We start from the raw sequence: 25,175 nt of genomic DNA, 5'->3' as shown, positions 1-25,175 counted from the left end.
GGATTTGTTATGCTTTTATAAATTATAAAGTGTTGTAAAACATATAGATATAGTAAATTTATCCTAGCCAATTTTGTCCCAGCCTGGTTTTTTATCGAGACCTCCAATCCACTTTTTCAAGAGGACATTTTGAGGATGAGAGAGTTGAGGGTCCCTTTGCAGGATGGCTTCAGCGAGCTTCCTTGCTGCGAGCAAGAGCTGTTGGTCCTCCACAAGATCTGCTACTTTTAACTCGATCAAACCGCTCTGCTTGGTACCGGCCAGGTCTCCGGGTCCCCTGATTTTAAGATCTTCTTCTGCAATTCTAAATCCATCATTGGTATCTACCATAATTTGAAGTCTTGCCATTGCATCATCTGATAATTTATTGGAACTCATCAAAATACAATAGGATTGTGCCGGTCCTCTTCCAACGCGTCCTCTGAGTTGATGCAGTTGGGATAGACCAAATCTTTCTGCATTTTCTATGACCATTACAGATGCATTTGGCACATTGACTCCTACCTCTATAACGGTTGTAGCCACCATGATATGGGCAATGCCTTTTGCAAAACGATTCATTTCCAAATTTTTATCTTCGGATTTCAATTTGCCATGCACGACTGCGATCCGGTACTGAGGCAATGGAAAAAAGCTTAACAATTTTTCATATCCCAATTGCAAGTTTTCCAAATCCAACTTTTCGGATTCTTCAATCAAAGGATATACGATGTAAACTTGCCTGCCTTCTGCAATTTGTTGGCGCATAAACCGGACCAATTCAGGACGATGCCGATCTCTAATATGCATCGTCTTGATTTCTTTGCGGTGGGGAGGCAGTTCGTCAATGATGGAAACCTCCAGGTCACCATACAAAGTCATGGCCAAAGTCCTTGGAATAGGTGTTGCAGTCATCACCAGTACATGGGGATGAAGGGATTTGCTCTTAGACCATAATTTTGACCTTTGCTCCACCCCAAAACGATGTTGTTCGTCAATCACCACAAAACCTAAATTTTGAAAAATTACCTGATCTTCAATCAAGGCATGGGTGCCAATGATAATTTGTAATTCACCTTTTTCCAATTGTTCTAAAATCTCCTTTCTTTTCCGACCTTTCACCTGTGAACTGAGCAATGCAGTTTTTAAACCCAATTTGTCAAGTAATTCGGCAAAACCTGTATAATGCTGATGCGCCAGGACTTCAGTTGGAGCCATGATACAAGCTTGAAAACCGTGATCCAGAGCAACAAGCATCATCAAGAAGGCCACAATGGTTTTACCGCTGCCTACATCTCCTTGCAACAATCGGTTCATTTGATGACCTGATCCAAAATCTCTCAATATTTCTTCAATAACTCTTTTTTGAGCAAGGGTGAGTTCAAATGGCAAATGTTTTGCGCAAAATTGTTGATAAAGTCTTCCCGGCTTATTCCATACATATCCTTGTTTGAGGATGCTGCGCTGAATTCTACCATGAATGATTCGAAGCTGATGGCTAAACAATTCTTCAAATTTAAAGCGGGATCTGGCAATTTCAATATGGGACAGACTTGCTGGAAAATGAATCCACATGAGCGCCTCCCTTCGGTGTGGCAAATGATATCTTTTAAGGATGTACTCCGGAAGGTTCTCATGGATTGACCTCAGGTCAATGGATTGAAAAAGTTGATCCATTAGACGACGAATGCCACGACTGTCCAAGCCTTTGGCGGCAAGGGCTTCAGTGGTCGAATACACGGGATCAAAGGGTTGTCTCGGTATGTAATTGGCGGGATTGTCAACTTCTTCAAACTCCGGATGACTGATGCACAATCCATACCCCGATTTCTGCAACCTTCCATAAAATCGGTAGTACTTGCCCGGTACAAGATTATTTTGAACCCAAGTTTGACTTTGAAACCAAATCAATTCTAAGCTCCCGGAGGAATCCTGAATCTCAGCAATCAGAGGTTTTCTGCTACCGCTCCCTTTTTCTACCAAGCCAATCACTTTAGCCATTAGCTGAACCCACCGGCCTTCTTCCGTACATTGGAAGATAGAATTAATTTGAGATTTGTCCACATAGCGAAATGGAAAATAAAATAAAAGACTTTGTACATCTTCCAGACCCAGGTGTTTTCTAAGGAGGGCACCTTTTTGAGGTCCAACACCCTTGAGATACTCAATTGGACTGTCAGGTTTTAAGAATGAATTCATGTTCCAGACACAAAATAAACCCTAGTTTAGAACAATATGGTATATTTTTTTCTTATTTTGGGGAGGACAATCGAAATGTCTTTGAGAGGGCCAGCCGCTCATTTTAAACCACCTTACACGATTATTATGGAATCCATCAGACAAAAGCAAATCGGAGAATTAATCAGAAGGCAATTTAGCATGATTCTCACTGAGGAAGGAAAATATGTGTACGGCGATGCCCTGGTCACAGTTACTGGTGTTAAAATGAGTCCGGATTTGGCACTCGCAAAAGTATATCTCAGTATATTTAACAATGAAAATCATCAGGAAGTGATTTTAATGATGGAAGAAAATTACCCCAGGTTAAAACACGCTTTGCACCAAAAACTCAGAAAACAATTAAGAGTAATGCCTGAATTAAGATTCTATTTGGATGATACTTTGACGGAAGTCTACCGATTGGAGGCACTTTTTAAAAAACTCCATGACGAAAAGCAGTTTGGAGAAGATTAATGAATTAAATTTTCCGGGAGACGCCTAAGGATATGCCAATTTGCCGGTAGTAATCGGAAAGAGGACCAAATCCGTAACTGCTCAACATTTTCTTAAACTGTACTTCAGAAAAAAACCGAAGATTGGATCGATGTCTGTAATATATTCTGGACATTAAAATCAAATTGGCAAAAGAATTCTGATTAAACTCTTCGTGCCGGAGTAAGCCGTTGATATATGGTTTTTCATCCAGATAACTTAATCTCGGAATAAAGCTGACACCCTGAGTCGGGGTAACATTATATATTTCATCCTTCCTTGAAAATTGACTGGACAGATTGGCCGCGACCGAAATTCCTCCACCAAGGGTCATCGACACAGGGCCGGTGTATAATATCACCACATGGGCTAAAATTGGAATTTCCAAAATTTGATAATTGGAGGAGCTCAGTTCAGATTTGTAAAAATCACCGGATTGGTGTTTATAAATGTCGCAAATTTTTGGCTGGTCTTTCAACACACTGTACTCAATACCAGACTCAAGATTCCATCTTCCGTGATCAAACAAAACGGAAGCTCTTGCAAGTACAAGATTCCCAATTCTTTTTTGTGGATGATCACCTAATAAAATGTCATGTGGGGTCCTGATGAAATTAATCCCGGCACCTGATTGAGCATGAGCCCAAATTGTAAATTCTTTGGTTTTGTGTGAGATCCATCTGGAAAACATGACCCCCTCCATTTTTGGTGAAAATAAAATGGATGTTTCTTTTCGATCCAGGCATTGAATGTCTTCCAATTCCTGATTTGTTGTAGGGATTTGAAGAAGACCTGCTGAATTTTCATTGACTTGTTCAGAGGACTCACTGGAAGTGAAAAGAATTGTAGGTTCCGTTTCAGTTTGGGTAAAAGTCAAATCATTACCCTTTGAATTGATTTGAGAATTTGAATAATTTTTGTTCCAACTTTTATTTTTAATACGACGGTCCTTTTGTTGATTTGCCTTTATTTTCTGATCAGTATATGATTGTGATTTCTCACTTCGGGGCATGAAGCTCTCTTTATCAGATGTGTTTGGCTTATTGAGCTGGGAAAAATGGCTTGTGTTTTTTTCATAAGAGTTTTTATCAATGGATGAATTGTCAACAGACCTTAACTCATCATGTATTGGCATATATTGCTTGTAAAACTTGTCAAAAGTCAGTAGCAGTAAAATTAAAAGGCTTAATTCAGCCACTCTGATTCCCATGATTCTTCGCCTTCTTGCAGCCCTCTCTCTATATTTGATTAAAAAATGATTCCAATCAGATTTGGGTGCGGAATGCTCGTATTTGGACAATTTGTCCTTAATGAATTGATCAAATAAGACTTCCTCGTCCTGATGTTTTTTCAAGGATTGCTTCAATTGATCCCATACTTTGTTTTTGTGGGTTTCTGCTGGATTGTAATGATCCAGGCGGTCTTTCAACCATTCGTCAAATTTTTCACTTTTCTTCATCTGTTCGCAATAATTCTTTCAATTTCTGCCTCGCTTTGACCAGATTGGATCTGGATGTACTTTCAGTGATGTTTAATTTAACTGATATTTCTTTGTGGGAATACCCATCAATGATGTAAAGATTGAAGACCGATCGGTAGGTTTCAGGAAGGGTCTGCACAGCGGTCATAATTTCTTCAATAGTAATGGTGTCCAATGGATTGACAAATGGACTTTTTAGATCCATTACAGTGTCAATTTCGGTCGTGTATCGCTTGCTTTTATATCGGTAATAATCAATGCAGGTGTTGACCATGATTCTGTTCATCCAGGCCTGCAGAGATGTATTGGGTTCATAACTGGTCAAATGTGTCAATATTTTAAAAAAACCATCATGCAAAATATCAACAGCATCTTCTTCCGAACCCGCGTATCTCATACAAATCGTCAACATCTTTTTATAGTTATCTTCGTACAACCTCTGCTGAGCCCATTCCTCTTTTCTGATACATGCCTGTATCAAATCAGATTCTTCATTCATATATTTCAGCGTGAGATCCACCGGATGAATTTGTCTTGTTAAAACGAAATTAGCTAAAATTCGCTGCCTGAGTGCTGGTTTTTTGTGTTTGGGGAGCCATCGGGCCCAATAAAAGATGGCATCATAGAGATGACAAGGATATAACAAGCTATCTTTGCCAGCCTTTTTGGTACATATTAATTCTAAAATTGGAATACCTTATCTTAAAAATCAAGGACCCTAATATAGGTATAAGGCTTTTAAGCCTTGGGTTTTATCCCGGAAAAACCATCAGGATCATCCGAAAAATGCCATTTGGCGGGTCCTATTACGTACAAATGGATCATTCATTCTATGCATTGAGCAAAAGAGAATGGCAAAGCTTTGAGACCCAACGAATCAATCAACCATGATCGAGCACATGAAGTTGGCCCTCATTGGAAACCCAAACAGTGGCAAGTCCAGCCTTTTTAATGCTCTTTCTGGATTAAATCAGCGAGTGGGAAATTTTCCAGGTGTAACAGTGGAAGCCAAAACTGCCATTTTAGCCAATCCCGGTGTTAGCCAGACCATGTTGATTGATCTTCCCGGAGCCTATAGCCTGTATCCCATATCGGAAGATGAAAAAGTGTTGAGTTCCTGCCTTACTGATCCCTCTCATCCATTGTATCCTGATCTGGCGCTTTATGTTGCTGACATCAGCCTCTTGGACAAGCAACTTTTGTTGCTCACACAGTTGGCAGATTTAGGCATACCTTTAATGATTTGCCTGACCAATTCAGATCAGGTATCCATAGAACAAGTCTCATTTTGGGTAAATTTATTGACCCGGCAATTTAATGTTAAGGTGATTGCTGTCAGCAATCGCAATGGTGAGAACCTGGATTTGTTAAGGCAAATGATTGGGGAAAATATCGATTCCAATTTTACACAAACTTCATTCGATAAAGATTATTACAATCTGGCTTTATTGACACAGTTGGAACTTCCCTATGGTCCCAATCCATTTGAGAATGCAAAGGCCGTTTTTAAGCAAGCCTTTGATCCGTTGGGTTCAAGTAGTTCAAAAAAACGAATTCAACTGCAATTTCAGATAGAAGACACCATGCGGCGATACGCAATAATTGATACCTGGCTTGCCGATTCAAAAAAAATGAATCAAACGGATGGCTTAACCGGTCAGGGTTTATTTACTTTTCGATTGGACAAGTTGCTGACCCACCCGATCATTGGATTGTTTATATTTTTAGGTATCATCTTGTTTATTTTTCAAATGATTTTTTCATTTGCACAATGGCCAATGGATATCATCGACCACTCCTTTGCATGGCTGGCCAATCAACTCATGCATTGGTTGCCTGCAAACGATCTTACCTCATTTCTGACCAAAGGCTTGATTCCCGGATTGGCAGGAATTATGGTTTTTATACCCCAAATTGCGATCCTGTTTTTGTTTATGGCCATTTTGGAAGAAACCGGATATATGGCAAGAGTTGTCTATTTATTGGATCATTTGCTTTCCAAAATAGGACTCAACGGGCGATCAGTCATCGGTTTGATTAGCGGTGGCGCATGCGCCATTCCTGCCATCCTGTCCACCAGAAGCATCAAAAATCGTCGTGAGAGATTGCTCACTTCATTTGTAATTCCATTGATTCCATGTTCTGCAAGACTCCCGGTGTATGCAGCCCTTGTGGGTTTTATCATACCTGCGGATCGAATTGGAGGGATATTTAATTTGCAAGGCCTGGTTTTTACCGGATTGTATTTGATGGGAATATTGGCCGCATTGCTCACTGCGTTTATATTGCATTTGCTGCTGCCTGTCAGAGAGAGCAGCTTATTGGCCATGCCACTGCCCGTTTATCAAATCCCTCAGTGGACCCAGGTATGGGTGCTCATCAAGAATAAGGTAAATTCATTTGTAATGGAAGCGGGAAAGATCATATTGATGATAGCGATTATACTCTGGTTTTTGGCCAATTATTCCTTTCCGGGTCAAATGGAAAATGCCAGAAAAGAAGCTCAGAGGGAAGCCAATCGGATCGGGCTAAAGGGTGAGCAGTCATCCAATTTTGTTGAGTCGATGGTTTTGGAAAACTCATTCGCGGGTCAGATTGGTCACCGGATTGAACCCCTGATCCAGCCATTGGGATTTGATTGGAAAATAGGCATTGCTTTGATCACCTCATTCGCCGCCAGAGAAGTATTCGTAGGGACGATGAGCACTATTTACAGCCTTGGTCCCAATACTGAAATAAGTACGCTTAGAGAGAAAATGGCGGCTGAAACATCAAAAGATGGATCTCCATTTTTTACTTCAAAGCGCGCATTGAGTCTGGTGGTTTTCTATGCATTTGCCATGCAATGCATGAGCACCCTTGCGGTGATGAAGAGGGAAACCGGCAAATGGTCGTGGGCTCTGGGGCAGTTTCTCTACATGGGTGTTTTGGCTTGGTTGGCCAGTTTTGCGGTTTGGAATTTTTTCTAATTCTCAGGAACATTTTCATTGGAAGATTGGCCCAATATACAAGATATCCAAAATGGTCTTGAAGATTTTTTATAAATTACAGCAAGGACCCTCTAAAATCTAAAAGCAAATTGAAACAATTTGTCGCTCTTTACGTTTTGGCTGTAAATTTTTCCAAATGAAATCAGTTTACTCCTTTGCGGTTGGTATTTTGTGTCTTTCTCTGACAGGTTTACATCCACTTTCCGCACAGGTCAAAATTTCCACCAACAAAATGAAATCTAATCCTAAAGTTTACTTTGACATCTCTATTGGCGACGAGTCTGCCGGACGCATTGTTTTCGAATTGTTTGCCGATGTAACGCCTCTTACCGCTGAGAATTTCAGGGCCTTGTGTACAGGCGAAAAGGGATTTGGATATAAATCCAGTGGTTTTCATCGGATTATACCCCAATTCATGTGCCAAGGAGGTGATTTTACCAATCACAATGGCACTGGCGGTAAATCCATTTACGGCAATAAATTTAATGATGAAAACTTCAACTTAAAGCATTCAGAACCCGGCCTGCTGTCTATGGCCAATTCCGGACCCAATACCAACGGAAGTCAGTTTTTCATTACGACGGTTCCCTGCCCATGGTTGGATGGAAGACACGTGGTTTTTGGAAAAGTCACCGAGGGAATGGACGTCGTGGCAAAGATGGAGGCCGTGGGTAGTCGTTCCGGAGCAACAAGTGCCAAAGTAAGCATCACAAACAGTGGAGAAATAAAGTAGTTTCTCCCGTTTCTTTGATTCAGTTGGCTTGATGGATCCTAGGTTAAACACTTATGCCATTCATCTAAGGGTATTATTGAAAATCGAATGGTCTTTATTCGAAAAAGATTTGTGGTATTATTCTTTGACGTGTTCTACTTTATAGACAAGGTATTCTGTATCTCCTCTGAAAAACAGCTTTTTATATTTCTGTTTATAGAATAAAGTCACCTTGTGTCCCGTCTCAGAGGCTTTCTGAACTTCAAGGGCTACCTCATCATCAGCCACCGAAAATTGCCATATATTTTCTGAAGGTTTTCCGGTTTGTCCTCCAATTCCAAAAAAACCAAAGTTCAACTCGCCTTCCCAGGTCTTGAAGACCACGCCGCGATGACTGACCTTGGTGACGTATCCGGTGCGAGAGCCTTCACTGTAATTGGCAAAATAGATAAATAAAAACCAGGAAAGAAAGGATAAAAAGCTTAGCACAAGAATCCACATCAATCCTTTTTTAATATATTTCCAGGCGATTCCTGCAATTTCTCCAGCGCTCATAAAACAAAGGTAAAGATTTGTCTCATGGGTGAAAGCACAATTCAGATTTTTTGTCTCAAGCTTATAATCTGAAACCCAGAATGCCCGGTGGAATCAAGTAATTAAGTCTAATTTTGTCCAATGAATGCCTTGGTCCGGGATACAATTGCTGCTACCATTACCGCTCCGACCATGTCGGCAGTAGGGCAGATCAGGGTCTCCGGTCCGGATGCGATAGTAGTCACCCAAAAGTTTTTTGAGGGTAGGGATCTTTCTAAAGTTGAAGGCCATACCTTGCATTTTGGCAAAATGGTCTCCTCTAAGGGCCAGACCATTGATGAAGTATTGATTTCGGTTTTCAGGGCTCCGCATTCTTACACCGGAGAAGACGTGGTAGAGATCAGTTGCCATGGTTCAGTGTACATCTTGCAGGAAGTACTTAGCCTGCTTTACTCCAAGGGAGTGAGACCCGCGGAGGCGGGAGAGTTTACAAGGAGAGCCTGGCTTAATGGCAAAATGGACCTTTCTCAGGCGGAAGCTGTTGCAGATTTAATATCTTCGGAGACCCGCGCGGCCCATCAATTGGCCATCAATCAGCTCAAAGGAGGAATAAAAAATGAAATCGAAGACCTGCGAATGGCGCTATTGGACTTTGTCTCATTGATCGAGCTGGAGCTCGATTTTGCGGAAGAGGATGTCGAATTTGCCGACAGGACCAAATTACTTGGTCTGTTGGATCATATTTCGGAAAGGATCGAGAAATTATTGAGTTCCTTCCAACTCGGCAATGCAGTTAGAAACGGGGTTCAAACCGTCATAGCCGGCAGACCCAATGCAGGCAAATCCACGCTTCTCAATAGTTTACTGGGAGAGGACCGGGCACTCGTTTCTGATATCCCCGGCACTACAAGAGATACTGTTGAGGAGAAACTAAATATAGAGGGGATCCTGTTTCATCTGATCGACACCGCCGGCTTAAGAGAGGCCAAAAATCAGGTGGAAGCCATGGGCATTCAAAGAAGTTATGAAAAAATAAAAAAGGCCTCGATTTTGATTTATGTTTATGATTCCAGCGAGTTGAGTTTGGAAGAAGCACAAAAAGATGTCAGTGGCATGGAAGCAGATCCAGATCAGAGAATTCTCATCGCCAACAAATCAGATCTAATCGCCCAATCGGGGAGTAACCATGCAGAGAATTTGCCGGACAGTTTTCTGCAAATATCCGCCAGGTCGGGTAAGGGAATTGAAAAACTCAAAAAAATCTTGCTCTCTAAAGTACTTGGTTCTAATACCATCCATGAGGACAGCATCGCCATCAACGCGCGCCATCGCAATGCGCTCGAACAAGCCAGCCGTGATATCAGCATTGCCCGCGAAGGTATCCAAACTGGCCTTACCACGGATCTTGTCGCCCAAAATCTCAGATCCGTTCTGCACCATCTTGGAGAGGTCAGCGGCCAGATCACCAACGACGAGATCCTGGGCAATATCTTTGGGAAGTTCTGTATTGGAAAGTAAGGCCAATTATCATTGCAACCTGTTGAATTTTTAGGGGGGTGGCATGGACAAACAAGATTATAATTGGGCGTGCTCCAGATTGCTCAGGTATGCTTACACATCTTATAGGTCCAATTCCGGCTATTTGATCAAAAATATGACTTGAAGGCCCCACTCAAGAAAAAATTAGTAGGTATTTTGCAAGGCTGCTAAAATTCTAATAAATAATTTGAAATTATTTCAAACTGATGCAACTTGATGGCGCAATATTGGGTGATTTAACAAATAAAATTCCAGCATATTAGTTATATAATTTATAATATTACTATATAAAAGATTTCAAATGAATATCATAAATATACAAATATTAAAAATTTGTAATTTTTTTATTATTTCATGATTTTTGAAAAAAGATTTGGCACACGGATAGATTTAAATACATAAATTTGGCCCAATTCCATGGATTTAGAAATTCGCTATTTCAAATAAAGGGTATTTTTTTTTAAGTAAACAATAAATTCTTTATTATGAAAATTCAGATTCAAGGCAAATGCCTTCCACTGGAATGGAAGCCCGCAATCTATTTGGGGCAATTTTTCTTAATTCTAATTCTGTTGTGGCCTGGAGACAAGGTTTTTGGGCAGTGTTCAATCGACGGATATTCCTATTTGGGCAGTTTTGAAGGACACCATTATTATTTGTCCAATTATGGCACCAATCCATCTTTGGCCTACGGGGATGCCACGGCAGCGGGTGGTTACCTAGCCAGTATTAATTCTGCGGCAGAAAATGCCTGGTTGTCTCCTTTGGTTCCGGGGTATATAACCATTGGGCTGAGTGATCTTGCAGTAGAAGGAACTTTTGAGTGGCATTCCGGTGAGCCTCTAACTTTTACCGACTGGTGGCCCGGAGAGCCAAATAATTTAGGTGATGAGGATTATACAGTCACAAATTTTGGCGGCTTGGGTAAATGGAATGATGTTCCAGATTGGGTAACCCCACAATTTATAGTTGAATTTGAAGACAGTGACGGGGACGGTACCATGGACGTTTGTGATCAGTGTCCCGACGATCCATTCAAAACTGAGCCTGGCATTTGTGGATGTGGAAATGAAGACACCGATAGCGATTGTGATGGGGTAGCGGACTGTAATGACATCTGTCCGGGAGGTGATGATACAGTCGATGCAAATGGTGACAATATCCCGGATTGTAGCCAATTGCTAAATTACGATGCCTATAGTGATGATTGGAAATGTGGAAAAAATAAGATTATGGTTTGTCATAATGATAATAATCCACACACTATTTGCATCAATAAAAATGCTCTTCCAGCCCATTTTAATCATGGTGACCAAATTGGACCATGTACCTCTTGTGGAAATGCAATTAAAGTCAAAGATATTCATGAGGATGTAGAAGGAGACCATGACCATTCTTTGGAAGACCAGGCTTCTGAAGCAATGAAAATTGTCCCCAATCCTGTCTCTGATAATGCTGAAATATGGTTGGAGGGATTGAATGCACCAGGTATTGTAAGCTTACTTGATTTGAACGGTAAAGTTCATTGGCAAACGAAATTTTCTGCGGGTCAAAACATCATTAGATTGGATGGTAGTTTACTGGATAGAGCAGCTGGCACATATTTGATCAGATTGGTTTCTGAGAATAATATCATCACCAAATATCTTGTCATTACTGAATAAGGTTAAATAAAAAATGAGTTGGTAAAAAATTGATTTTACCAACTCATTTTATAAGAAATCACACCTGGACTTCAATTAATACCAGAAATCTTTGATTGAATCCGGTAATTATAAGTTGTCTCTTTACATTTTTTATTTTAAAACAAATTTTATGAAAAATACAAAACGACTTACAGGTCTTTATTTGTTCATTTATTTTCTTGTTTTCGCAAGCTTCTCTCCGACCATTGTTTCAGGGCAATGTACCTGTGTAAATCCAGGACTTGTTAATGGTGGATTTGAAGCTTGGGGAGTGCCAGCAGGTGGGATTGCCTTCTTTGGTAGTTCTAATGGTTGGACAACTACCTGCGGTATTGAAGTATGGGGCAGTGGATATTTAGGAGTTCCTTCCCACGAAGGCTCTAATTATATAGAACTAAATTCGAATTGTTTAGATAGACTTTATCAAGATGTATGCACAGTTCCTGGAGCATCCTACGAATGGTCGATCGCCCACCGTGGTAGGGTAACAGTAGAGATAGCACATCTTGAAATGGGGCCTCCGGCGGGTCCCTTTACGAACGTTCAACTGATGTCAGACGGTACGGGTTCTTGGGGAGTGTACTCAGGCATTTATCTGGTTCCTGCTGGACAAACAACAACAAGAATTCGGTTGGTTGCCATTACAGGAAGCTGTGGACCTACTTGTGGAAATTTAATAGATGCTTTTAGTTTTAATGCATTGGATACGGATGGAGACGGTACAGCAGATTGCATTGATGAATGTCCATCCGATCCGGATAAAATTGTTGAAGGTCAATGTGGTTGTGGATTTCCTGATACGGATTCAGATGGAGATGGCACTGCTGACTGCATTGATGCTTGTGCAGATGATCCTACTAAAACCGAACCTGGTATCTGCGGTTGCGGAGTAGTAGATACTGACACTGATGGCGACGGCACTGCAGATTGCGAGGACAATTGTCCTGAAGATGATAGCAAAACAGAACCTGGTCAATGTGGTTGTGGTAATGCAGAAACTGACAGTGATTGTGATGGCATAGCCGATTGCAATGACGTATGTCCCGGAGGAGATGATTCGGTCGACAACAACGGAGACCTTATTCCGGATTGTAGCCAATTGCTAAATTATAGTGATTACAGTGATGATTGGAAATGTGGAGCAAATAAAATCATAGTTTGTCACAATGGCAACAATCCGCATTCCATTTGCATCAACAAAAATGCATTAGCCGCTCACTACAACCATGGCGACAACATAGGACCCTGCACAACTTGCGGAAATGCACTTAAAGTTTTGGTCCACGACAAGGATACAGATGGAGACCACGATCATCCAGCTGAAGATATTGGAATGGAGACAATGAGGATTGTTCCCAATCCGGCTTCTGATTATGCGGAAGTATGGTTTGAAGGATTGAATGAGGATGGCTGCTTGTACCTTTTAGATTTACATGGTAAGGTATTCTGGCAGTCAAAATTATTTGAAGGACAAAAAACTATTAAATTGGATCATACCATTTTGAATGGCACAAATGGTACTTTCATTATAAGATTGGTTACAGAACATAAAATAATCACAAAACATCTGGTTCTGATTAGATAAATTTTGATCACCTGAGTTGGCAATTTTTAAATTGCCAACTCATTTTTATTGATGCAGCATTCCCAAAAATGCTATTTTTTTTAACGCTAATAAAACAATTAATTTGCTTATTCACTAAAATTAAACACATGAAAAAACTTCAAACAAATCTTGATTTTAAAAGAAATAACTTTCTTGCCAAACTTGTAATTATTTTTTTAATGTTGGCTCAGACACCTCTCTTGTTGACTGAATTAAATGCTCAGGACAACTGTGGTAATTTATTGGAGAATCCTGTAGGAAATGCTCCGGTCACAACTGGATGGAACATATTACAAGTATCTGGTAATTCACCTGGATTTGGCCAAAGGCCAGGATCCGGGTTTTCAAGTACCTATGGAGGATGCGGGTCTTTGAGTTGGAATCGGAAGTCTCAGACCATTGATTTGATTTCTAAAGGGATAAATGCTTCATGGCTGGATTCTTCTCCGGATATCTATGTAGCGGAAACTTTCTCCACTGGCTGGACAAATGCATTCTGCACTTACCCCTCAGGAAATAGTTTGGATTTGTATTATCTTAGGATTGAGTTACGAGACGCAGGTAACAATGTTTTGGCAAGCATCAATTGGGGTTCTACAGGAGTACCATTGTTTGCACCAACTTCAGGAATCACGCATAGCCATACCTTCTCGGGATATCCATCCGGAGTCAGGTATATTTATTTTGAAGATGGAGGAATGGATGCAGGCTGGTGGAATGGATTCTACGGAACCTATATGGATGATGCAACCGTATTATTCATTAATCCAGAGGATTCAGACGGAGATGGCACAGCAGATTGCAATGATGGATGTCCGACCGATCCTAATAAAATCGCGGCAGGTCAATGCGGTTGTGGAGTAGCAGATACTGACAATGACGGAGACGGAACAGCAAATTGTAATGATGGATGTCCGAATGATTCTGGTAAAACAACTCCCGGTATATGTGGTTGTGGTTTACCAGATACGGACAGCGATGGAGATGGCACGGCAGATTGCAATGATGGATGTCCAACCGATCCTAATAAAATCACAGCTGGTCAATGCGGTTGTGGAGTAGCAGATACGGATAGCGATGGGGACGGAACAGCAAATTGTAATGATGGATGTCCGAATGATTCTGGTAAAACGGCACCTGGCATTTGTGGTTGTGGTTTACCAGATACGGACAGCGATGGAGATGGCACGGCAGATTGCAATGATGGATGTCCAACCGATCCTAATAAAATCTTGGCTGGTCAATGCGGTTGTGGGGTAGCAGATACGGATAGCGACGGGGACGGAACGGCTGATTGTAATGATGACTGTCCGAATGATTCTGGTAAAACGGCTCCTGGCATTTGTGGTTGTGGTTTATCAGATATGGACAGCGATGGAGATGGCGCAGCGGATTGCAATGATGGATGTCCAACCGATCCTAATAAAATCTTGGCTGGTCAATGCGGTTGTGGGGTAGCAGATACGGATAGCGATGGGGACGGAACAGCAAATTGTAATGATGGCTGTCCGAATGATTCTGGTAAAACGGCACCTGGCATTTGCGGTTGCGGTATATCAGATACGGACAGCGATGGAGATGGCACGGCGGATTGCATCGACGAATGTCCAGCCGATCCTAATAAAATCACGGCTGGTCAATGCGGTTGTGGAGTAGCAGATACGGATAGCGATGGAGACGGAACGGCAAATTGTAATGATGGCTGTCCAAATGATCCAAATAAAATTGCGGCTGGTATTTGTGGTTGTGGTGTGGCAGATACTGACAGCGATGATGATGGCACAGCGGATTGCAACGACGGATGTCCAACCGATCCAGATAAAACAACTCCTGGTCAATGTGGCTGTGGGAATGCAGAAACAGATAGCGATTGCGACGGCATAGCTGATTGCAATGACGTTTGTCCCGGAGGAGATGATACGGTGGATGCGAATAGTGACAATATACCGGATTGTAGCCAATTACTCAACTACAATAGTTATAGCAATGCCTGGAAATGTTCAAACAATAAAATCAATATTTGTCATATTGGCGACGATGGACCCATTACATTATGCATCAACAAAAATGCATTAGCCGCTCACTACAACCATGGCGACAACATAGGACCCTGCACGACTTGCGGAAATGCACTTAAAGTTTTGGTCCAAGACAAGGATACAGATGGAGACCACAATCATTCAGCTGAAGATATTGGAATGGAGACAATGAGGATTGTGCCCAATCCGGCTAGCGATTATGCGGAAGTATGGTTGGAAGGTATCAATGGATCTGGCACGATTACCTTATTGGATTTGAATGGAAAATCTATCTTTCAATCCAAGTTTGCAAATGGACAAAATGTAATAAAGTTAGATTTGACAGCATGCTTGGGTTTTGGCGGAACCTATTTTGTTCGACTGGCAGCTGCAGAACAAAGCATTACAACTCGATTGACCATCGTCAGATAAAGGCAATCCTAAGTTTAATACAGCTAAATATGGCGGTTCATTCGGACCGCCATTTTTATTTAATGGGTGCTTGGGTATTTTGTTTTTTGGCGTTCTATTTCTTTAACCATTTTTAATAATAGGGAATTATAGTATTTTACTACTCAAGCCATCATTTTCTTTGGCGTCAGCCCGAATTTCTTTTTAAAAGCACTGATAAAATGGCTCACGTTTTGATACCCAATGTGATCAGCCACTTCGTTGACCTGGTGTTTTCCTGACAACAGCATGTTTCTGGCAATGTCCAGCCGATGATTCAGCAAATATTGATAAGGTGGCATACCATAAATTTCTCTAAAACCCACTTTCAGTTGGTTTTCGTTCAAACCGGTTTGCCTTGCCAATTCTGTCAGCGTCGGAGCTGATTGGTAGGAGGCGATCAAAGTCTCCTTTACCTGCTTTAGCTTTCTCACCATTTGTTCGTCATTGAGGAATGGGCAGTTTTCCCGTTCCTGGTTCCGGCCACTGTAAAACAAACTGAGTGTTTCCATGGCTTTGGCTTGTAAATAGAGCCTTTGCGCATTTGTCGGCATTTGATTTTGGTAAAGTCCTTGCAATATTTGATGAATTTCCGGACTGATGTTTTTTTCCTCGTAATATTTGCGATTGATATTGTCCGGATGAAAGACCGGTGCATCGATGGACTCAGGAACAAACATCTTGTGCAGTTCAGTCAATGGCAAACCCAGTATAATGATTTTTGAATCGGCCTCAGAATCCAACTGATAATTGAGCGCTTCTTCCGGATTGTAGATTAGAAAAACTTTTCCCGCCTGAAGTTCGCGACGATAGATGGGACCAAATCCAAATATTCCCTTTCCCTGTAAGCAAAATACCTTGTATAGAATTTTAGCTTGAAATGCCGAGGATTGTACTTTACCTGTTTCTATTAGTTTTAAGTGCACTGAATTTTCTATCATATAAATTACTTTTGGGCTATTTTTATCATTTCCTCAAATGACAAAGATCATTTGTTCTTTGAAAATCAATATTATAGATGATATTTTATTAAACAAAATTAACAGTTATTAATATTTTTGGGCTATTAATAATTCTTTTCGGGTTATTTTGTTCATTCCGGGGAATTGACCTTTGCGGGAATGTTGAGGTGCTTATTTCATTTCTTTTTCTGGGTCCAATTGGCTAAGTTTTCTGTATATGCTCAAATGGACTCACTCCAATTGCAGGAAGTGATGGTAACTGCCACAAGGACAGAGCGCCTTTTGTCTGCAGTGCCAATGCCGGCACTCATCATCAAATCACAAAGTATCCAACAGGCTGGAAGTACCCGTTTGCAAGACATTCTTTCAGAGCAAGCTGGGCTTGTCATTGTACCTCAAGTAAACGGACTTGGAAATGGCATTCAAATTCAGGGTCTGAATCCTGATTATACCTTGATTTTACTGGATGGAGAACCCCTCATTGGCCGATACACAGGCTCCCTTGAGTTGAGTAGAATAGGCACTTTTAACATTCGCAAAATTGAAATAGTAAAAGGCCCTTCCTCCAGTTTATATGGAAGTGAGGCTCTAGCAGGCGTAGTCAATATTATTACAGATGAACCTCTCACACCCAGAATTAAAACAAGTGCAAGGTACGGTTCCAGAAATACAGTCGATCTGAATATGATGGGTGCCTGGTCAAATCAAAAACTCAGAATCAGTTTGTCAGCCAATCACTACCGAACCGATGGATATGATTTTACTCCTGAACTATTTGGTCAGACAGTTTCTCCTTTTTCCAATACTGCACTTATGCCCAAATTGGTCTGGACACCCAATGCCAGACACGAGATGGCGATGAGTGGTCGTTTCTTCAATGAAAATCAGATCAACGCCTATCAGGTGATCAACGGAATAGACTCGATCCGTGTCGATGGGTCCTCATCTGTCAGGGATCAGAATTTCCAGTGGACTTATAAATACAGATCTTCTTCCGGATGGTATTGGACTTCAAGATTGTACTTCACAAAATACACAACAGCGACTGACCTCAATAAATTGGAAACAGCTGAGGTGCATTATCGGGATCAATTTGAGCAACAATTTTTGAGACCGGAAATTCAAATGGTTTATTCCAATTCTACTAAGCAACGATGGACCACTGGAGCTGGATATATTCATGAATCAGTCAGCACCTCCAGATACGGTGAAGGGAAGGACCAACGCCAAGCCACTTTTTATTTTTTTGGACAACACGAATGGGAACCATTCCGCAAATGGTCTTTGGTATCTGGTTTGCGACTGGATCAAAACAATACTTTTGGAGCTCAACTTAGCCCAAAGCTTGCTGTAAATTACATGGCATCGTCCAAATTGAACCTGAAGTTATCGACTGGAACAGGCTTTAAGGCTCCTGACTTCAGACAGCTTTACCTCAATTTTGACAATGCGGCTGCCTCCTATGCAGTATTCGGTACTGAAGTGGTCGTCGATCAACTACAAAGACTGGAGAAGGAAGGAAGAATTCAGGATTATCTCCAGGCACCTGGTAAAATGGGAACCATCACTCCGGAATCTTCTTTCGCTATCAATTTAGGTTTGCAATACAAACCCAATAATAATATTTTGATTGAATTGAATTTCTTTCAAAATCACCTGCGAGGTTTGATAGAAACCATACCTGTTGCCATCACCACCCATCAAAAAACCATATACAGCTATACCAACATTAGTAGAGCACTTACCCAGGGGCTTGAATCTCAAATTAGCTGGCAGTGTCATTCAAACTGGCAGCTTGCATTGGGTTATCAGTTCTTATTGGCTTTTGACAGAGAGGTGCTCAGGGGAATAAATAACCACCAATATTTTGGTAGAAATCCTGAAACCCTGGAAACTTATCGAATTAAGCGGGCTGATTATTTTGGTTTACCCAACCGATCCCGACATCACGCAACTTTTAAAATCAATTATAGGTCCAGGGATAAATCTTGGGATGTCAGTTTGCGATCCATTTTTAGAGGTAAATTTGGAATTCTAAATACCGCAGGAAATGTATCGGGAGTGTTGATTCCTTCTTCTGACAAAAATGCAAACTCAATTCTGGATCGGCACGATGACTATATCCCGGGATATTTGATTTTCAATGCGACGGTGTCAAAAATACTTTTCAAAAATTGGACCTTTCAACTGGTTGGGGAAAATTTATTGAATCAGATAGAACCCATTCGTATCCCAACTTTAATTGGAAGAACTTTTTACATTCAAATTCAATATTCAATCTATAAAAATTAAATTTATGAAAAATGTATTTTATTTTATCATCGTTTGTTGTGTAAGCATATTTTCCTGCACTGAAGACGATCCAGTCACACCATCAGTTGTTACATCAGTAATTGTGCGTGAATTACCTGCAGACCCTTACACAGGAATCGATCCTGTGACCATGAGGCCAACAGGAGACAAGGGTGTTTTCACTTTTTATCGTTTGTCTGACAGCAGTTTGGTGGCAAATTCAGACAGTGCTACCACCAAATGGGACATTGGTTTTAAGGGGAGTACCATCATTACCAATGGAGGCAGCAGCGGCCCTGGGCAAGGAGGTGCTTTGGTAATCGATGGTATTTTTTCAGAATTGGCTGAAATACCTGCCTCTTCCAACTTCATTGTGGACAATAATCCAAACTTTGGAGTAGACAGAAGTTGGTATAAATACGATCCATCTGCCATGGTATTTACTCCTGTACCTGGAAAAATTATCTTGATTAGAACTGCTGATGGAAAATACGCCAAGCTTGAAGTATTGTCCTATTATAAAGGCGCCCCAGCCAATCCAACCGTTCGCGATGAGTCAAGGTATTATACTTTCAGATACGTATATCAACCTGACGGTTCTAGAAAATTCTAAGGAAAAACAAGCATACCCGCGCTTATTTTAAGCTCCCTATAGGGCAATCTGCCAAATGGGGAGTTTTTTTTCGATTGCATGGGTATTGTTTGGTACCTAATTTTTGATCGAATTGAAATTGAAATATGCAGAACATTTAGTATTCAAGCTTTATTTGGTTCCAATCATCCCTTATTGAAAGCCATTGATCAATTTCTTAAAATCATTTGTTGATTCTGAACTAATATTGTGGGCCTGAAAATGGTATTAAAATTGAAAATATGAAAAACTTATGGCTGGCACTGTCTTTTGGCATTTTATGGAGTGCTTCGATTGCGCAAACCAATTGGAACATCAAAGCTGTTCATCCTTCCGGAAAACTGATCAAAGTAAAAGCAATTGGAAATAAGGGTGAGATCTACGATATTAAAGCGATACCTGAACAAGGCAGTTTACAATTTATGAATATTGCTGCGATTGTTGACGGAAAGAAAACTCCGGTAAAGGTTTTGCCTCCGGAATCAGATGGGAAATATCTTCCTGTTAAAGCAATTGATGCCGGGGGCCAAATATTAGCGGTCAAAGCCATTTTAGAGGATGGACGAAAATTAGATGTAAAAGCAGTTGGAAGAAGTGGAAATGTTATGCACATCAAAGCCATTAATGAAAGTGGAGATCATTATGGTATCAAAGCAGTATCACCCGAAGGAATTGTCCACGATGTGAAAGGAATTAATTTTGAAGACGAAGGGGAACCAATTGCTCAAATAAATGGTGTAAATTTCGAAGCACACCTCAAAGCAGTCCCTCAGGTAATGTGTTCTGAGAATATGCAAAAATGGAATATTAAGGGAATTCATCCTGAGGGAAGATCATGGGATGTGAAGGCATTTGATTCACGGGGTGAAATGTTTGATGTGAAGGCATTTGTAAGAGATCAGGACCTGCATATCTTAGATGTGAAGGCCATTGTCAAAGATCAATTGATACCGATAAAAGTCCTTGCCAGTAAAGGGAAATACGCCGATGTGAAAGCCATTGGCTCAGATGGGAAGATACTGGATGTAAAAGCCGTTGGCCCAGATGGAAGTAAATTGGACGTAAAGGGAATTGTGAAGGAGGGTAATATTACCCATATTAAAGTGATTGATCGGGACGGAAAATTGTATGGGCTCAAATCACTTTCTCCAAGTGGTTTTTTCTATGATGTAAAAGGTATTTCCACTGGATTAATTGGTAAAGCCAACGGAGTTGATTTTATCGCACATGTTAAAGCATTGCCACAAGGTTGAGTCAAAATTAAATTTTACTTTTTGGCATTGGTTTCATACGAAGTTTATATATAGGATTGTTTATTGACGCATGATTTCTACCACTAGGAAGTTTGAGCATATACATATTTTGTTATGGTTGCTCAAGGATACAGCCTGGCTGATGAATTGGAAAGGATTTGGACTTTTTATGATATTGCCAACTGTGATGGTGGCCATTTTGATTGCGGTAAAAGATTACAACAATCGTTCATCTGAATTTTGGATTCAACTATCGGTTTGTATGTAAATTTCTGCCAACTCTTTTTGGATGGCTTGTGAGTTTTATGAAAGAGAAAATCTGGAATATTTTGCATTGATTCCATTTACAATGGGATTTTTATCTGTTGGCATTTATTATACAAGCATATACAGACTAAATAGACCAAACCTGGATAAAGAATGACACCAATGCAATTATTCTGATCGCTTGTTTGGAGGGCCAATAATTACGACCCATTCTCCTACGATTTTTTCTGTTTTTAATTTTTCCTTGATTTCAATCAAAGTACCACAAAAGTATTTTTCAAACATTTTTGAAATTTCTTTGACAAAGCTAGCTTTTCGTTCTTCTCCAAAAATTGAAATACATTCTGTTACCAATTTTTCAATCCTGTGGGGAGCCTCATAGAGAATAATTGTACAGGGGAGGCTGGTCAACCAATTCAATTGTGATTGACGGCCTTTCTTTTGAGGTAAAAAACCCTGAAAAAAAAATTTATCTGTGGGCAAACCCGATGCAACCAATGCAGGCACAAACGCTGTTGGACCGGGCAATGCACAAACTTTAATATCCACCTCGCGACATGCACGAACAAGCAGAAAGGCTGGATCTGAAATACCTGGAGTACCCGCATCAGAAATCAAAGCTGCTGTTTTTCCGGATTTCAAAAATTCGATAATATTTTGTTGTATCCTGTGTTCGTTATAGCTGTGAAAACTCCTGATCTCTTTTTCGATTCCAAGAGATTTTAAAAAGGGTTTACTTACCCTTGTATCTTCAGCCAGAATCAAATCACAGGATTGAAGCACTTCAATTGCGCGGAAGGTGATATCACCCTTATGACCGATTGGAGTAGGAACAAGATAGAGCAAAGTTAAATCTCTGTGATTTGGTAACTATAAGTTTCAGTGATCAAATTGGCCAATAATTTCTTGCAGGAATTCTCTGCAATTTGAGATGCTGACGCCTCATCTGATGCATTGACAGTCATTTGAATGTGTTTTCCAATTCTAACATCCTCCACTCCTTGTATATCCATGTGAGATATATTGAGGGTAACCGTCTTTCCCTGAGGATCCAACAATTCTTTGTGGGGCATGATGTCAATGTGTATTTGAAATTTTTTCATAAAGATTTTTGAGCAACTTGATTTAATTTAAATAGACTATATAAGGAATAAAAAATGATGGCAACCGACATAAAAATAGCATATCCCATTATTACAAATAAAAAACAGCCCAGAATGACAAAACAAAGAAGTGGATAATTTTTTACCCATTGCGGTTTAGGTTCAACTTTGATCACTGGAAATTTAGAAATCATCCAGCCTGTCAGAACCAAGATCAGAATTACCATTGGAATAGGGCCAAGGTAACTGTAATAATTGAAAGAGTTGTTGCTATTTGCCAAAGGGTTTAATCCAGCAAAAAAAACAGCCATCGCAGGTACGGGTAAGCCGTCAAAGTGCTTTGAATTCAGATGTGTGGAGAGGTTAAATCTGGCCAGTCTGAATGCGGCGCCCAAAGTTAATACAAATCCAAGGTATGCGAGACCAGGTATATCATGAGATAACAAAAGTTGATAGCTCATTATTCCTGCCACCAATCCAAAGGAAACCACATCTGCCAGAGAATCCAATTGGATTCCTAAGGCTGAGTTTTGATTTAAGGTTCTGGCAACTAATCCATCCAATAGATCTGCAAGCAAGCACAATCCCAAAAGTAAAAAGGTATAATCCCAGATTCCTTGAGCTAAAAATACACAATGGATTGCTCCCAAAAACAAGTTTAAAGCTGTCAATAAGTTTGGAATGGTAAACAAACTGAGCCTGATTTTCAGGCAAAATTAATCGAAAGTACTATATTTCATGGGGAATATCCTGGGATCTTCTAAAGATATATCGATTTGTGCTAATTTAGCGTTAATTTTAATACAAAGTAGCACTTTTTTGTTACTTATGTCGTCATCAGAAAGACCAACGACTAACAAATGAGGAAATTATTTTTTATTTTAACATACATGCTTGCCATTCAGGCGATTATTGGACAACCAGCCAACGATGATTGCAATGGGCCTGTAAGGCTTTCTGACATTACAAAGTATTGCAGCAATATTGGTGAATTTACGGTGGTGGGCGCCACTCCATCCGGATATGGCGCGGCCACATGCTGGTCAGGAGTTGCACCTGACGTTTGGTTCAGTTTTCGCGCTTTCGCATCGGATGTTGCATTTACCATTATTGGAGCCAATCCTGCGGGGAATTCAGGAGGTACTTTGCCTCGAATGATGGCTGCTATCTATACAGGTGTTTGTGGTGGAACCTTACAAGAAGTCAATTGCGGCTTGAGTAACTCAGGTGTTTTGTCTATGTATGAGGCTGGTTTGATTGTAGGCAGGGATTATCTGGTCCGCGTGGCTGGTATGGGTGGCTCTACAGGAACTTTTCAAATATGTATCAATAACTTTTTCCCTCCTGCTAAGGCAGAACAAGATTGTAGAAATGCAACAGTTTTGTGTAATAACAATCCATTTGTCAATCAATCCTTTAGCGGCGCTGGTCAAGACCGTAACGAGGCCAATGACTCTTGTCTTGGAGAAGGAGGGGGTTCAAATTCTTCAGAATCCCAATCAACTTGGTATACATGGATTTCCAAAACGGATTGCAATCTGACTTTTACAATCACTCCTCTCAATCCTAGCGATGACATTGACTTTGCGGTGTACGAATTACCCAATGGTGTTCACAATTGTTCCGGAAAAATAATCCAGCGGTGCAATGCGACTGCACCTCCCTGCACTGGCGCCACAGGTAGTACTGGTCTTAATTTGACTTCTACCGATATCACTGAAAATTTTAACTGCAATGCAGGAGAAGATGGGTTTTGTCAATTTTTACCAATGCAAGCAGGTAAGGCGTACGCTTTGGTCATCAATAATTTCTCAAATACAGGTGTAGGATTTAGCATGGACTGGGGTAATTGCGATTTTGATGGCCCGGATCCAAATTTTGTTGTTTTCCCTACGGAGGGTCTCAAATGTGATACCGATTTTTTTGCCGTTGATTCTACCAGTTATAGCGGAGGAATCAGAGTCAGGGAATGGAATTTTGGATTAGACGCTTTGCCTCAAACCGCCTCTGGGGTGGGACCGCATACCGTCAATTATTATTCATTTGGGGAAAAATTCATTACACTGACATTGGAGACCAACACAGGATGTAAATTAACCGAAGTCAGAAGAATTGATGTTTTGCCCTGTTGTGAAGATCTGCCTACTTTAAGGTTGCTGATTGATAGTGTGATTCATGTGAAATGCTTTGGAGATAAAAATGGAAAAATAGTATTTAGTGGCCAAATGGGTTCTCCATACATCGATCAGGAAACCCAGGAAAGGTTTTATCAATTTAGTATTGATGGTATAAATTATTACCCGATCAAAGAACTTGCACAACTGGCAGCAGGTCCTTACAGAATTTTTATTCAGGATGCCAAAGGATGTGAAACCTGGGTCAATGTGTTTATTGACGAACCACCTCCAGTAGTAGTAGACTTGGGTCCCGACTTTAATATTACTTTAGGGGACATGGTGCAATTAACCGCTCAAGTCAATCCCACTAATTTATACACCTATACGTGGGAAGGAATTCCTCAAAATTGCACAGACTGTCAATCCATTGATTTTGTTCCACTAAAGGATGGTTATGTAAAAGTGACAGCCACTGATCTGAACGGTTGTGTTGGCATTGATTCTGTTTTTATCAAAGTAAATAAACCATATCCCCTGTATTTTCCAAATGTCATTTCAGTGAACGGAGACAACATCAATGATTTTTTTTCTAGTACCATGGATCAAGGTTTGGCAGGATTTGATTTAGTGGAAGTATATGATCGTTGGGGTGGCAGGGTTTATAAAAGAGAAAATATTCCTTCCGGTGAACATTTCAAACTTTGGGATGGCAAAATCGGTGCTCAGTTTGCCTTGCCGGGTGTTTATGCCTGGCTTGTTAAAGCCAGATTTATAGATGATGTGGTAGTAGATTTTTCTGGAGACATCACCGTAATTCGATGATTCGGATCTATTTTCAATTCTTT

Annotated in this window: 21 protein-coding genes; 13 read left to right on the top strand and 8 right to left on the bottom strand. The window is 40.6% G+C overall.

The window, feature by feature from the left end; genetic code table 11:
- Nucleotides 1-63: 63 nt before the first annotated feature.
- Nucleotides 64-2,178 carry an ATP-dependent DNA helicase RecG gene (gene recG / locus IPM48_14210; protein MBK9272738.1) on the bottom strand — a complete coding sequence of 705 codons (2,115 nt, stop codon included), beginning with the start codon at nucleotides 2,176-2,178 and terminating at the stop codon, nucleotides 64-66.
- Between the two features lie 126 nt (nucleotides 2,179-2,304).
- Between recG and rbfA the strand changes: the two genes are divergently transcribed.
- On the top strand, nucleotides 2,305-2,673 hold the full coding sequence (gene rbfA, locus IPM48_14205; protein ID MBK9272737.1) for a 30S ribosome-binding factor RbfA: 369 nt from the start codon (nucleotides 2,305-2,307) through the stop codon (nucleotides 2,671-2,673).
- A gap of 4 nt (nucleotides 2,674-2,677) precedes the next feature.
- On the opposite strand, the gene IPM48_14200 is transcribed toward rbfA, so the two are convergent.
- Both IPM48_14200 and IPM48_14195 read right to left on the bottom strand, forming a co-directional pair.
- A complete protein-coding gene (locus IPM48_14200; GenBank protein MBK9272736.1) occupies nucleotides 2,678-4,150 on the bottom strand; it encodes a hypothetical protein in 1,473 nt (490 codons plus the stop codon).
- Entirely contained in the window at nucleotides 4,137-4,670 is a 534-nt protein-coding gene (locus IPM48_14195) for a sigma-70 family RNA polymerase sigma factor (GenBank protein ID MBK9272735.1), read from the bottom strand. The genes IPM48_14200 and IPM48_14195 overlap by 14 nt, the downstream gene beginning before the upstream one ends.
- A 71-nt stretch (nucleotides 4,671-4,741) precedes the next feature.
- Here IPM48_14195 and IPM48_14190 point away from each other — a divergent pair, with 71 nt between their 5' ends.
- The 3 genes from IPM48_14190 (at nucleotide 4,742) to IPM48_14180 (ending at nucleotide 7,894) form a co-directional block, all read left to right on the top strand.
- Nucleotides 4,742-5,062, top strand: a complete 321-nt coding sequence (locus IPM48_14190) for a ferrous iron transport protein A (GenBank protein MBK9272734.1) — start codon at nucleotides 4,742-4,744, stop codon at nucleotides 5,060-5,062.
- Nucleotides 5,059-7,140 (top strand): ferrous iron transport protein B, encoded by a 2,082-nt coding sequence (gene feoB / locus IPM48_14185; protein ID MBK9272733.1) that lies wholly within the window; start codon nucleotides 5,059-5,061, stop codon nucleotides 7,138-7,140. The genes IPM48_14190 and feoB overlap by 4 nt, the downstream gene beginning before the upstream one ends.
- A gap of 253 nt (nucleotides 7,141-7,393) precedes the next feature.
- The gene (locus tag IPM48_14180; GenBank protein ID MBK9272732.1) at nucleotides 7,394-7,894 is read left to right on the top strand and encodes a peptidylprolyl isomerase; all 501 of its coding nucleotides are present in this window, start codon (nucleotides 7,394-7,396) and stop codon (nucleotides 7,892-7,894) included.
- Between the two features lie 117 nt (nucleotides 7,895-8,011).
- Here the strand turns inward: IPM48_14180 and IPM48_14175 are convergent, their stop codons facing one another.
- Nucleotides 8,012-8,389: a 6-phosphogluconate dehydrogenase gene (locus IPM48_14175; GenBank protein MBK9272731.1), complete on the bottom strand. Its 378-nt coding sequence runs from the start codon at nucleotides 8,387-8,389 to the stop codon at nucleotides 8,012-8,014.
- 159 nt (nucleotides 8,390-8,548) lie between these two features.
- Between IPM48_14175 and mnmE the strand changes: the two genes are divergently transcribed.
- The 4 genes from mnmE to IPM48_14155 all read left to right on the top strand — a co-directional run bounded on the left by mnmE (nucleotide 8,549) and on the right by IPM48_14155 (nucleotide 15,687).
- Nucleotides 8,549-9,925 carry a tRNA uridine-5-carboxymethylaminomethyl(34) synthesis GTPase MnmE gene (gene mnmE / locus IPM48_14170; GenBank protein ID MBK9272730.1) on the top strand — a complete coding sequence of 459 codons (1,377 nt, stop codon included), beginning with the start codon at nucleotides 8,549-8,551 and terminating at the stop codon, nucleotides 9,923-9,925.
- 506 nt (nucleotides 9,926-10,431) lie between these two features.
- Nucleotides 10,432-11,610 carry a T9SS type A sorting domain-containing protein gene (locus tag IPM48_14165; GenBank protein ID MBK9272729.1) on the top strand — a complete coding sequence of 393 codons (1,179 nt, stop codon included), beginning with the start codon at nucleotides 10,432-10,434 and terminating at the stop codon, nucleotides 11,608-11,610.
- Between the two features lie 151 nt (nucleotides 11,611-11,761).
- Nucleotides 11,762-13,216 carry a hypothetical protein gene (locus tag IPM48_14160; protein MBK9272728.1) on the top strand — a complete coding sequence of 485 codons (1,455 nt, stop codon included), beginning with the start codon at nucleotides 11,762-11,764 and terminating at the stop codon, nucleotides 13,214-13,216.
- 128 nt (nucleotides 13,217-13,344) lie between these two features.
- Complete coding sequence (locus IPM48_14155) at nucleotides 13,345-15,687, top strand: T9SS type A sorting domain-containing protein (GenBank protein ID MBK9272727.1); 2,343 nt, start codon at nucleotides 13,345-13,347, stop codon at nucleotides 15,685-15,687.
- Nucleotides 15,688-15,830: 143 nt separating this feature from the next.
- Here IPM48_14155 and IPM48_14150 read toward each other — a convergent pair whose 3' ends face one another.
- On the bottom strand, nucleotides 15,831-16,646 hold the full coding sequence (locus IPM48_14150; GenBank protein MBK9272726.1) for a helix-turn-helix transcriptional regulator: 816 nt from the start codon (nucleotides 16,644-16,646) through the stop codon (nucleotides 15,831-15,833).
- A 246-nt stretch (nucleotides 16,647-16,892) separates the two neighbouring features.
- Here IPM48_14150 and IPM48_14145 point away from each other — a divergent pair, with 246 nt between their 5' ends.
- The 4 genes from IPM48_14145 to IPM48_14130 all read left to right on the top strand — a co-directional run bounded on the left by IPM48_14145 (nucleotide 16,893) and on the right by IPM48_14130 (nucleotide 21,111).
- Nucleotides 16,893-18,959, top strand: a complete 2,067-nt coding sequence (locus IPM48_14145; protein ID MBK9272725.1) for a TonB-dependent receptor — start codon at nucleotides 16,893-16,895, stop codon at nucleotides 18,957-18,959.
- 4 nt (nucleotides 18,960-18,963) lie between these two features.
- Complete coding sequence (locus IPM48_14140) at nucleotides 18,964-19,572, top strand: HmuY family protein (GenBank protein MBK9272724.1); 609 nt, start codon at nucleotides 18,964-18,966, stop codon at nucleotides 19,570-19,572.
- A 260-nt stretch (nucleotides 19,573-19,832) separates the two neighbouring features.
- The gene (locus tag IPM48_14135; protein MBK9272723.1) at nucleotides 19,833-20,843 is read left to right on the top strand and encodes a hypothetical protein; all 1,011 of its coding nucleotides are present in this window, start codon (nucleotides 19,833-19,835) and stop codon (nucleotides 20,841-20,843) included.
- Nucleotides 20,844-20,913: 70 nt separating this feature from the next.
- On the top strand, nucleotides 20,914-21,111 hold the full coding sequence (locus tag IPM48_14130) for a hypothetical protein (GenBank protein MBK9272722.1): 198 nt from the start codon (nucleotides 20,914-20,916) through the stop codon (nucleotides 21,109-21,111).
- Nucleotides 21,112-21,278: 167 nt separating this feature from the next.
- Here the strand turns inward: IPM48_14130 and rsmI are convergent, their stop codons facing one another.
- From rsmI to IPM48_14115, 3 genes are read right to left on the bottom strand one after another with little or no spacing between them, the layout of a single operon-like run.
- On the bottom strand, nucleotides 21,279-21,956 hold the full coding sequence (gene rsmI, locus IPM48_14125) for a 16S rRNA (cytidine(1402)-2'-O)-methyltransferase (protein MBK9272721.1): 678 nt from the start codon (nucleotides 21,954-21,956) through the stop codon (nucleotides 21,279-21,281).
- Nucleotides 21,957-21,958: 2 nt separating this feature from the next.
- Nucleotides 21,959-22,213, bottom strand: coding sequence for a phosphoribosylformylglycinamidine synthase subunit PurS (gene purS, locus IPM48_14120; protein ID MBK9272720.1), 255 nt, complete (start codon nucleotides 22,211-22,213; stop codon nucleotides 21,959-21,961).
- Nucleotides 22,210-22,863, bottom strand: a complete 654-nt coding sequence (locus IPM48_14115) for a CDP-alcohol phosphatidyltransferase family protein (GenBank protein MBK9272719.1) — start codon at nucleotides 22,861-22,863, stop codon at nucleotides 22,210-22,212. The genes purS and IPM48_14115 overlap by 4 nt, the downstream gene beginning before the upstream one ends.
- Nucleotides 22,864-23,073: 210 nt before the next feature.
- Here IPM48_14115 and IPM48_14110 point away from each other — a divergent pair, with 210 nt between their 5' ends.
- Complete coding sequence (locus IPM48_14110) at nucleotides 23,074-25,152, top strand: gliding motility-associated C-terminal domain-containing protein (GenBank protein ID MBK9272718.1); 2,079 nt, start codon at nucleotides 23,074-23,076, stop codon at nucleotides 25,150-25,152.
- The last annotated feature ends 23 nt before the right edge of the window (nucleotides 25,153-25,175 follow it).

The sequence above is a fragment of the Saprospiraceae bacterium genome (genome assembly GCA_016715965.1).
Lineage (GTDB): Bacteria > Bacteroidota > Bacteroidia > Chitinophagales > Saprospiraceae > Vicinibacter.
The sequence above is the reverse complement of the archived record's forward strand: the minus strand, read 5'-3'. Positions and strand labels throughout refer to the sequence as shown.

Bases quoted from the DNA above. Each gene is read 5' to 3' on its own strand.
- recG (MBK9272738.1), bottom strand. From the start codon at position 2,178: ATGAATTCATTCTTAAAACCTGACAGTCCAATTGAGTATCTCAAGGGT.
- rbfA (MBK9272737.1), top strand. From the start codon at position 2,305: ATGGAATCCATCAGACAAAAGCAAATCGGAGAATTAATCAGAAGGCAA.
- IPM48_14200 (MBK9272736.1), bottom strand. From the start codon at position 4,150: ATGAAGAAAAGTGAAAAATTTGACGAATGGTTGAAAGACCGCCTGGAT.
- IPM48_14195 (MBK9272735.1), bottom strand. From the start codon at position 4,670: ATGAATGAAGAATCTGATTTGATACAGGCATGTATCAGAAAAGAGGAA.
- feoB (MBK9272733.1), top strand. From the start codon at position 5,059: ATGATCGAGCACATGAAGTTGGCCCTCATTGGAAACCCAAACAGTGGC.
- IPM48_14180 (MBK9272732.1), top strand. From the start codon at position 7,394: ATGAAATCTAATCCTAAAGTTTACTTTGACATCTCTATTGGCGACGAG.
- mnmE (MBK9272730.1), top strand. From the start codon at position 8,549: ATGAATGCCTTGGTCCGGGATACAATTGCTGCTACCATTACCGCTCCG.
- IPM48_14165 (MBK9272729.1), top strand. From the start codon at position 10,432: ATGAAAATTCAGATTCAAGGCAAATGCCTTCCACTGGAATGGAAGCCC.
- IPM48_14160 (MBK9272728.1), top strand. From the start codon at position 11,762: ATGAAAAATACAAAACGACTTACAGGTCTTTATTTGTTCATTTATTTT.
- IPM48_14155 (MBK9272727.1), top strand. From the start codon at position 13,345: ATGAAAAAACTTCAAACAAATCTTGATTTTAAAAGAAATAACTTTCTT.
- IPM48_14150 (MBK9272726.1), bottom strand. From the start codon at position 16,646: ATGATAGAAAATTCAGTGCACTTAAAACTAATAGAAACAGGTAAAGTA.
- IPM48_14145 (MBK9272725.1), top strand. From the start codon at position 16,893: ATGGACTCACTCCAATTGCAGGAAGTGATGGTAACTGCCACAAGGACA.
- IPM48_14140 (MBK9272724.1), top strand. From the start codon at position 18,964: ATGAAAAATGTATTTTATTTTATCATCGTTTGTTGTGTAAGCATATTT.
- IPM48_14135 (MBK9272723.1), top strand. From the start codon at position 19,833: ATGAAAAACTTATGGCTGGCACTGTCTTTTGGCATTTTATGGAGTGCT.
- IPM48_14130 (MBK9272722.1), top strand. From the start codon at position 20,914: ATGATTTCTACCACTAGGAAGTTTGAGCATATACATATTTTGTTATGG.
- purS (MBK9272720.1), bottom strand. From the start codon at position 22,213: ATGAAAAAATTTCAAATACACATTGACATCATGCCCCACAAAGAATTG.
- IPM48_14110 (MBK9272718.1), top strand. From the start codon at position 23,074: ATGAGGAAATTATTTTTTATTTTAACATACATGCTTGCCATTCAGGCG.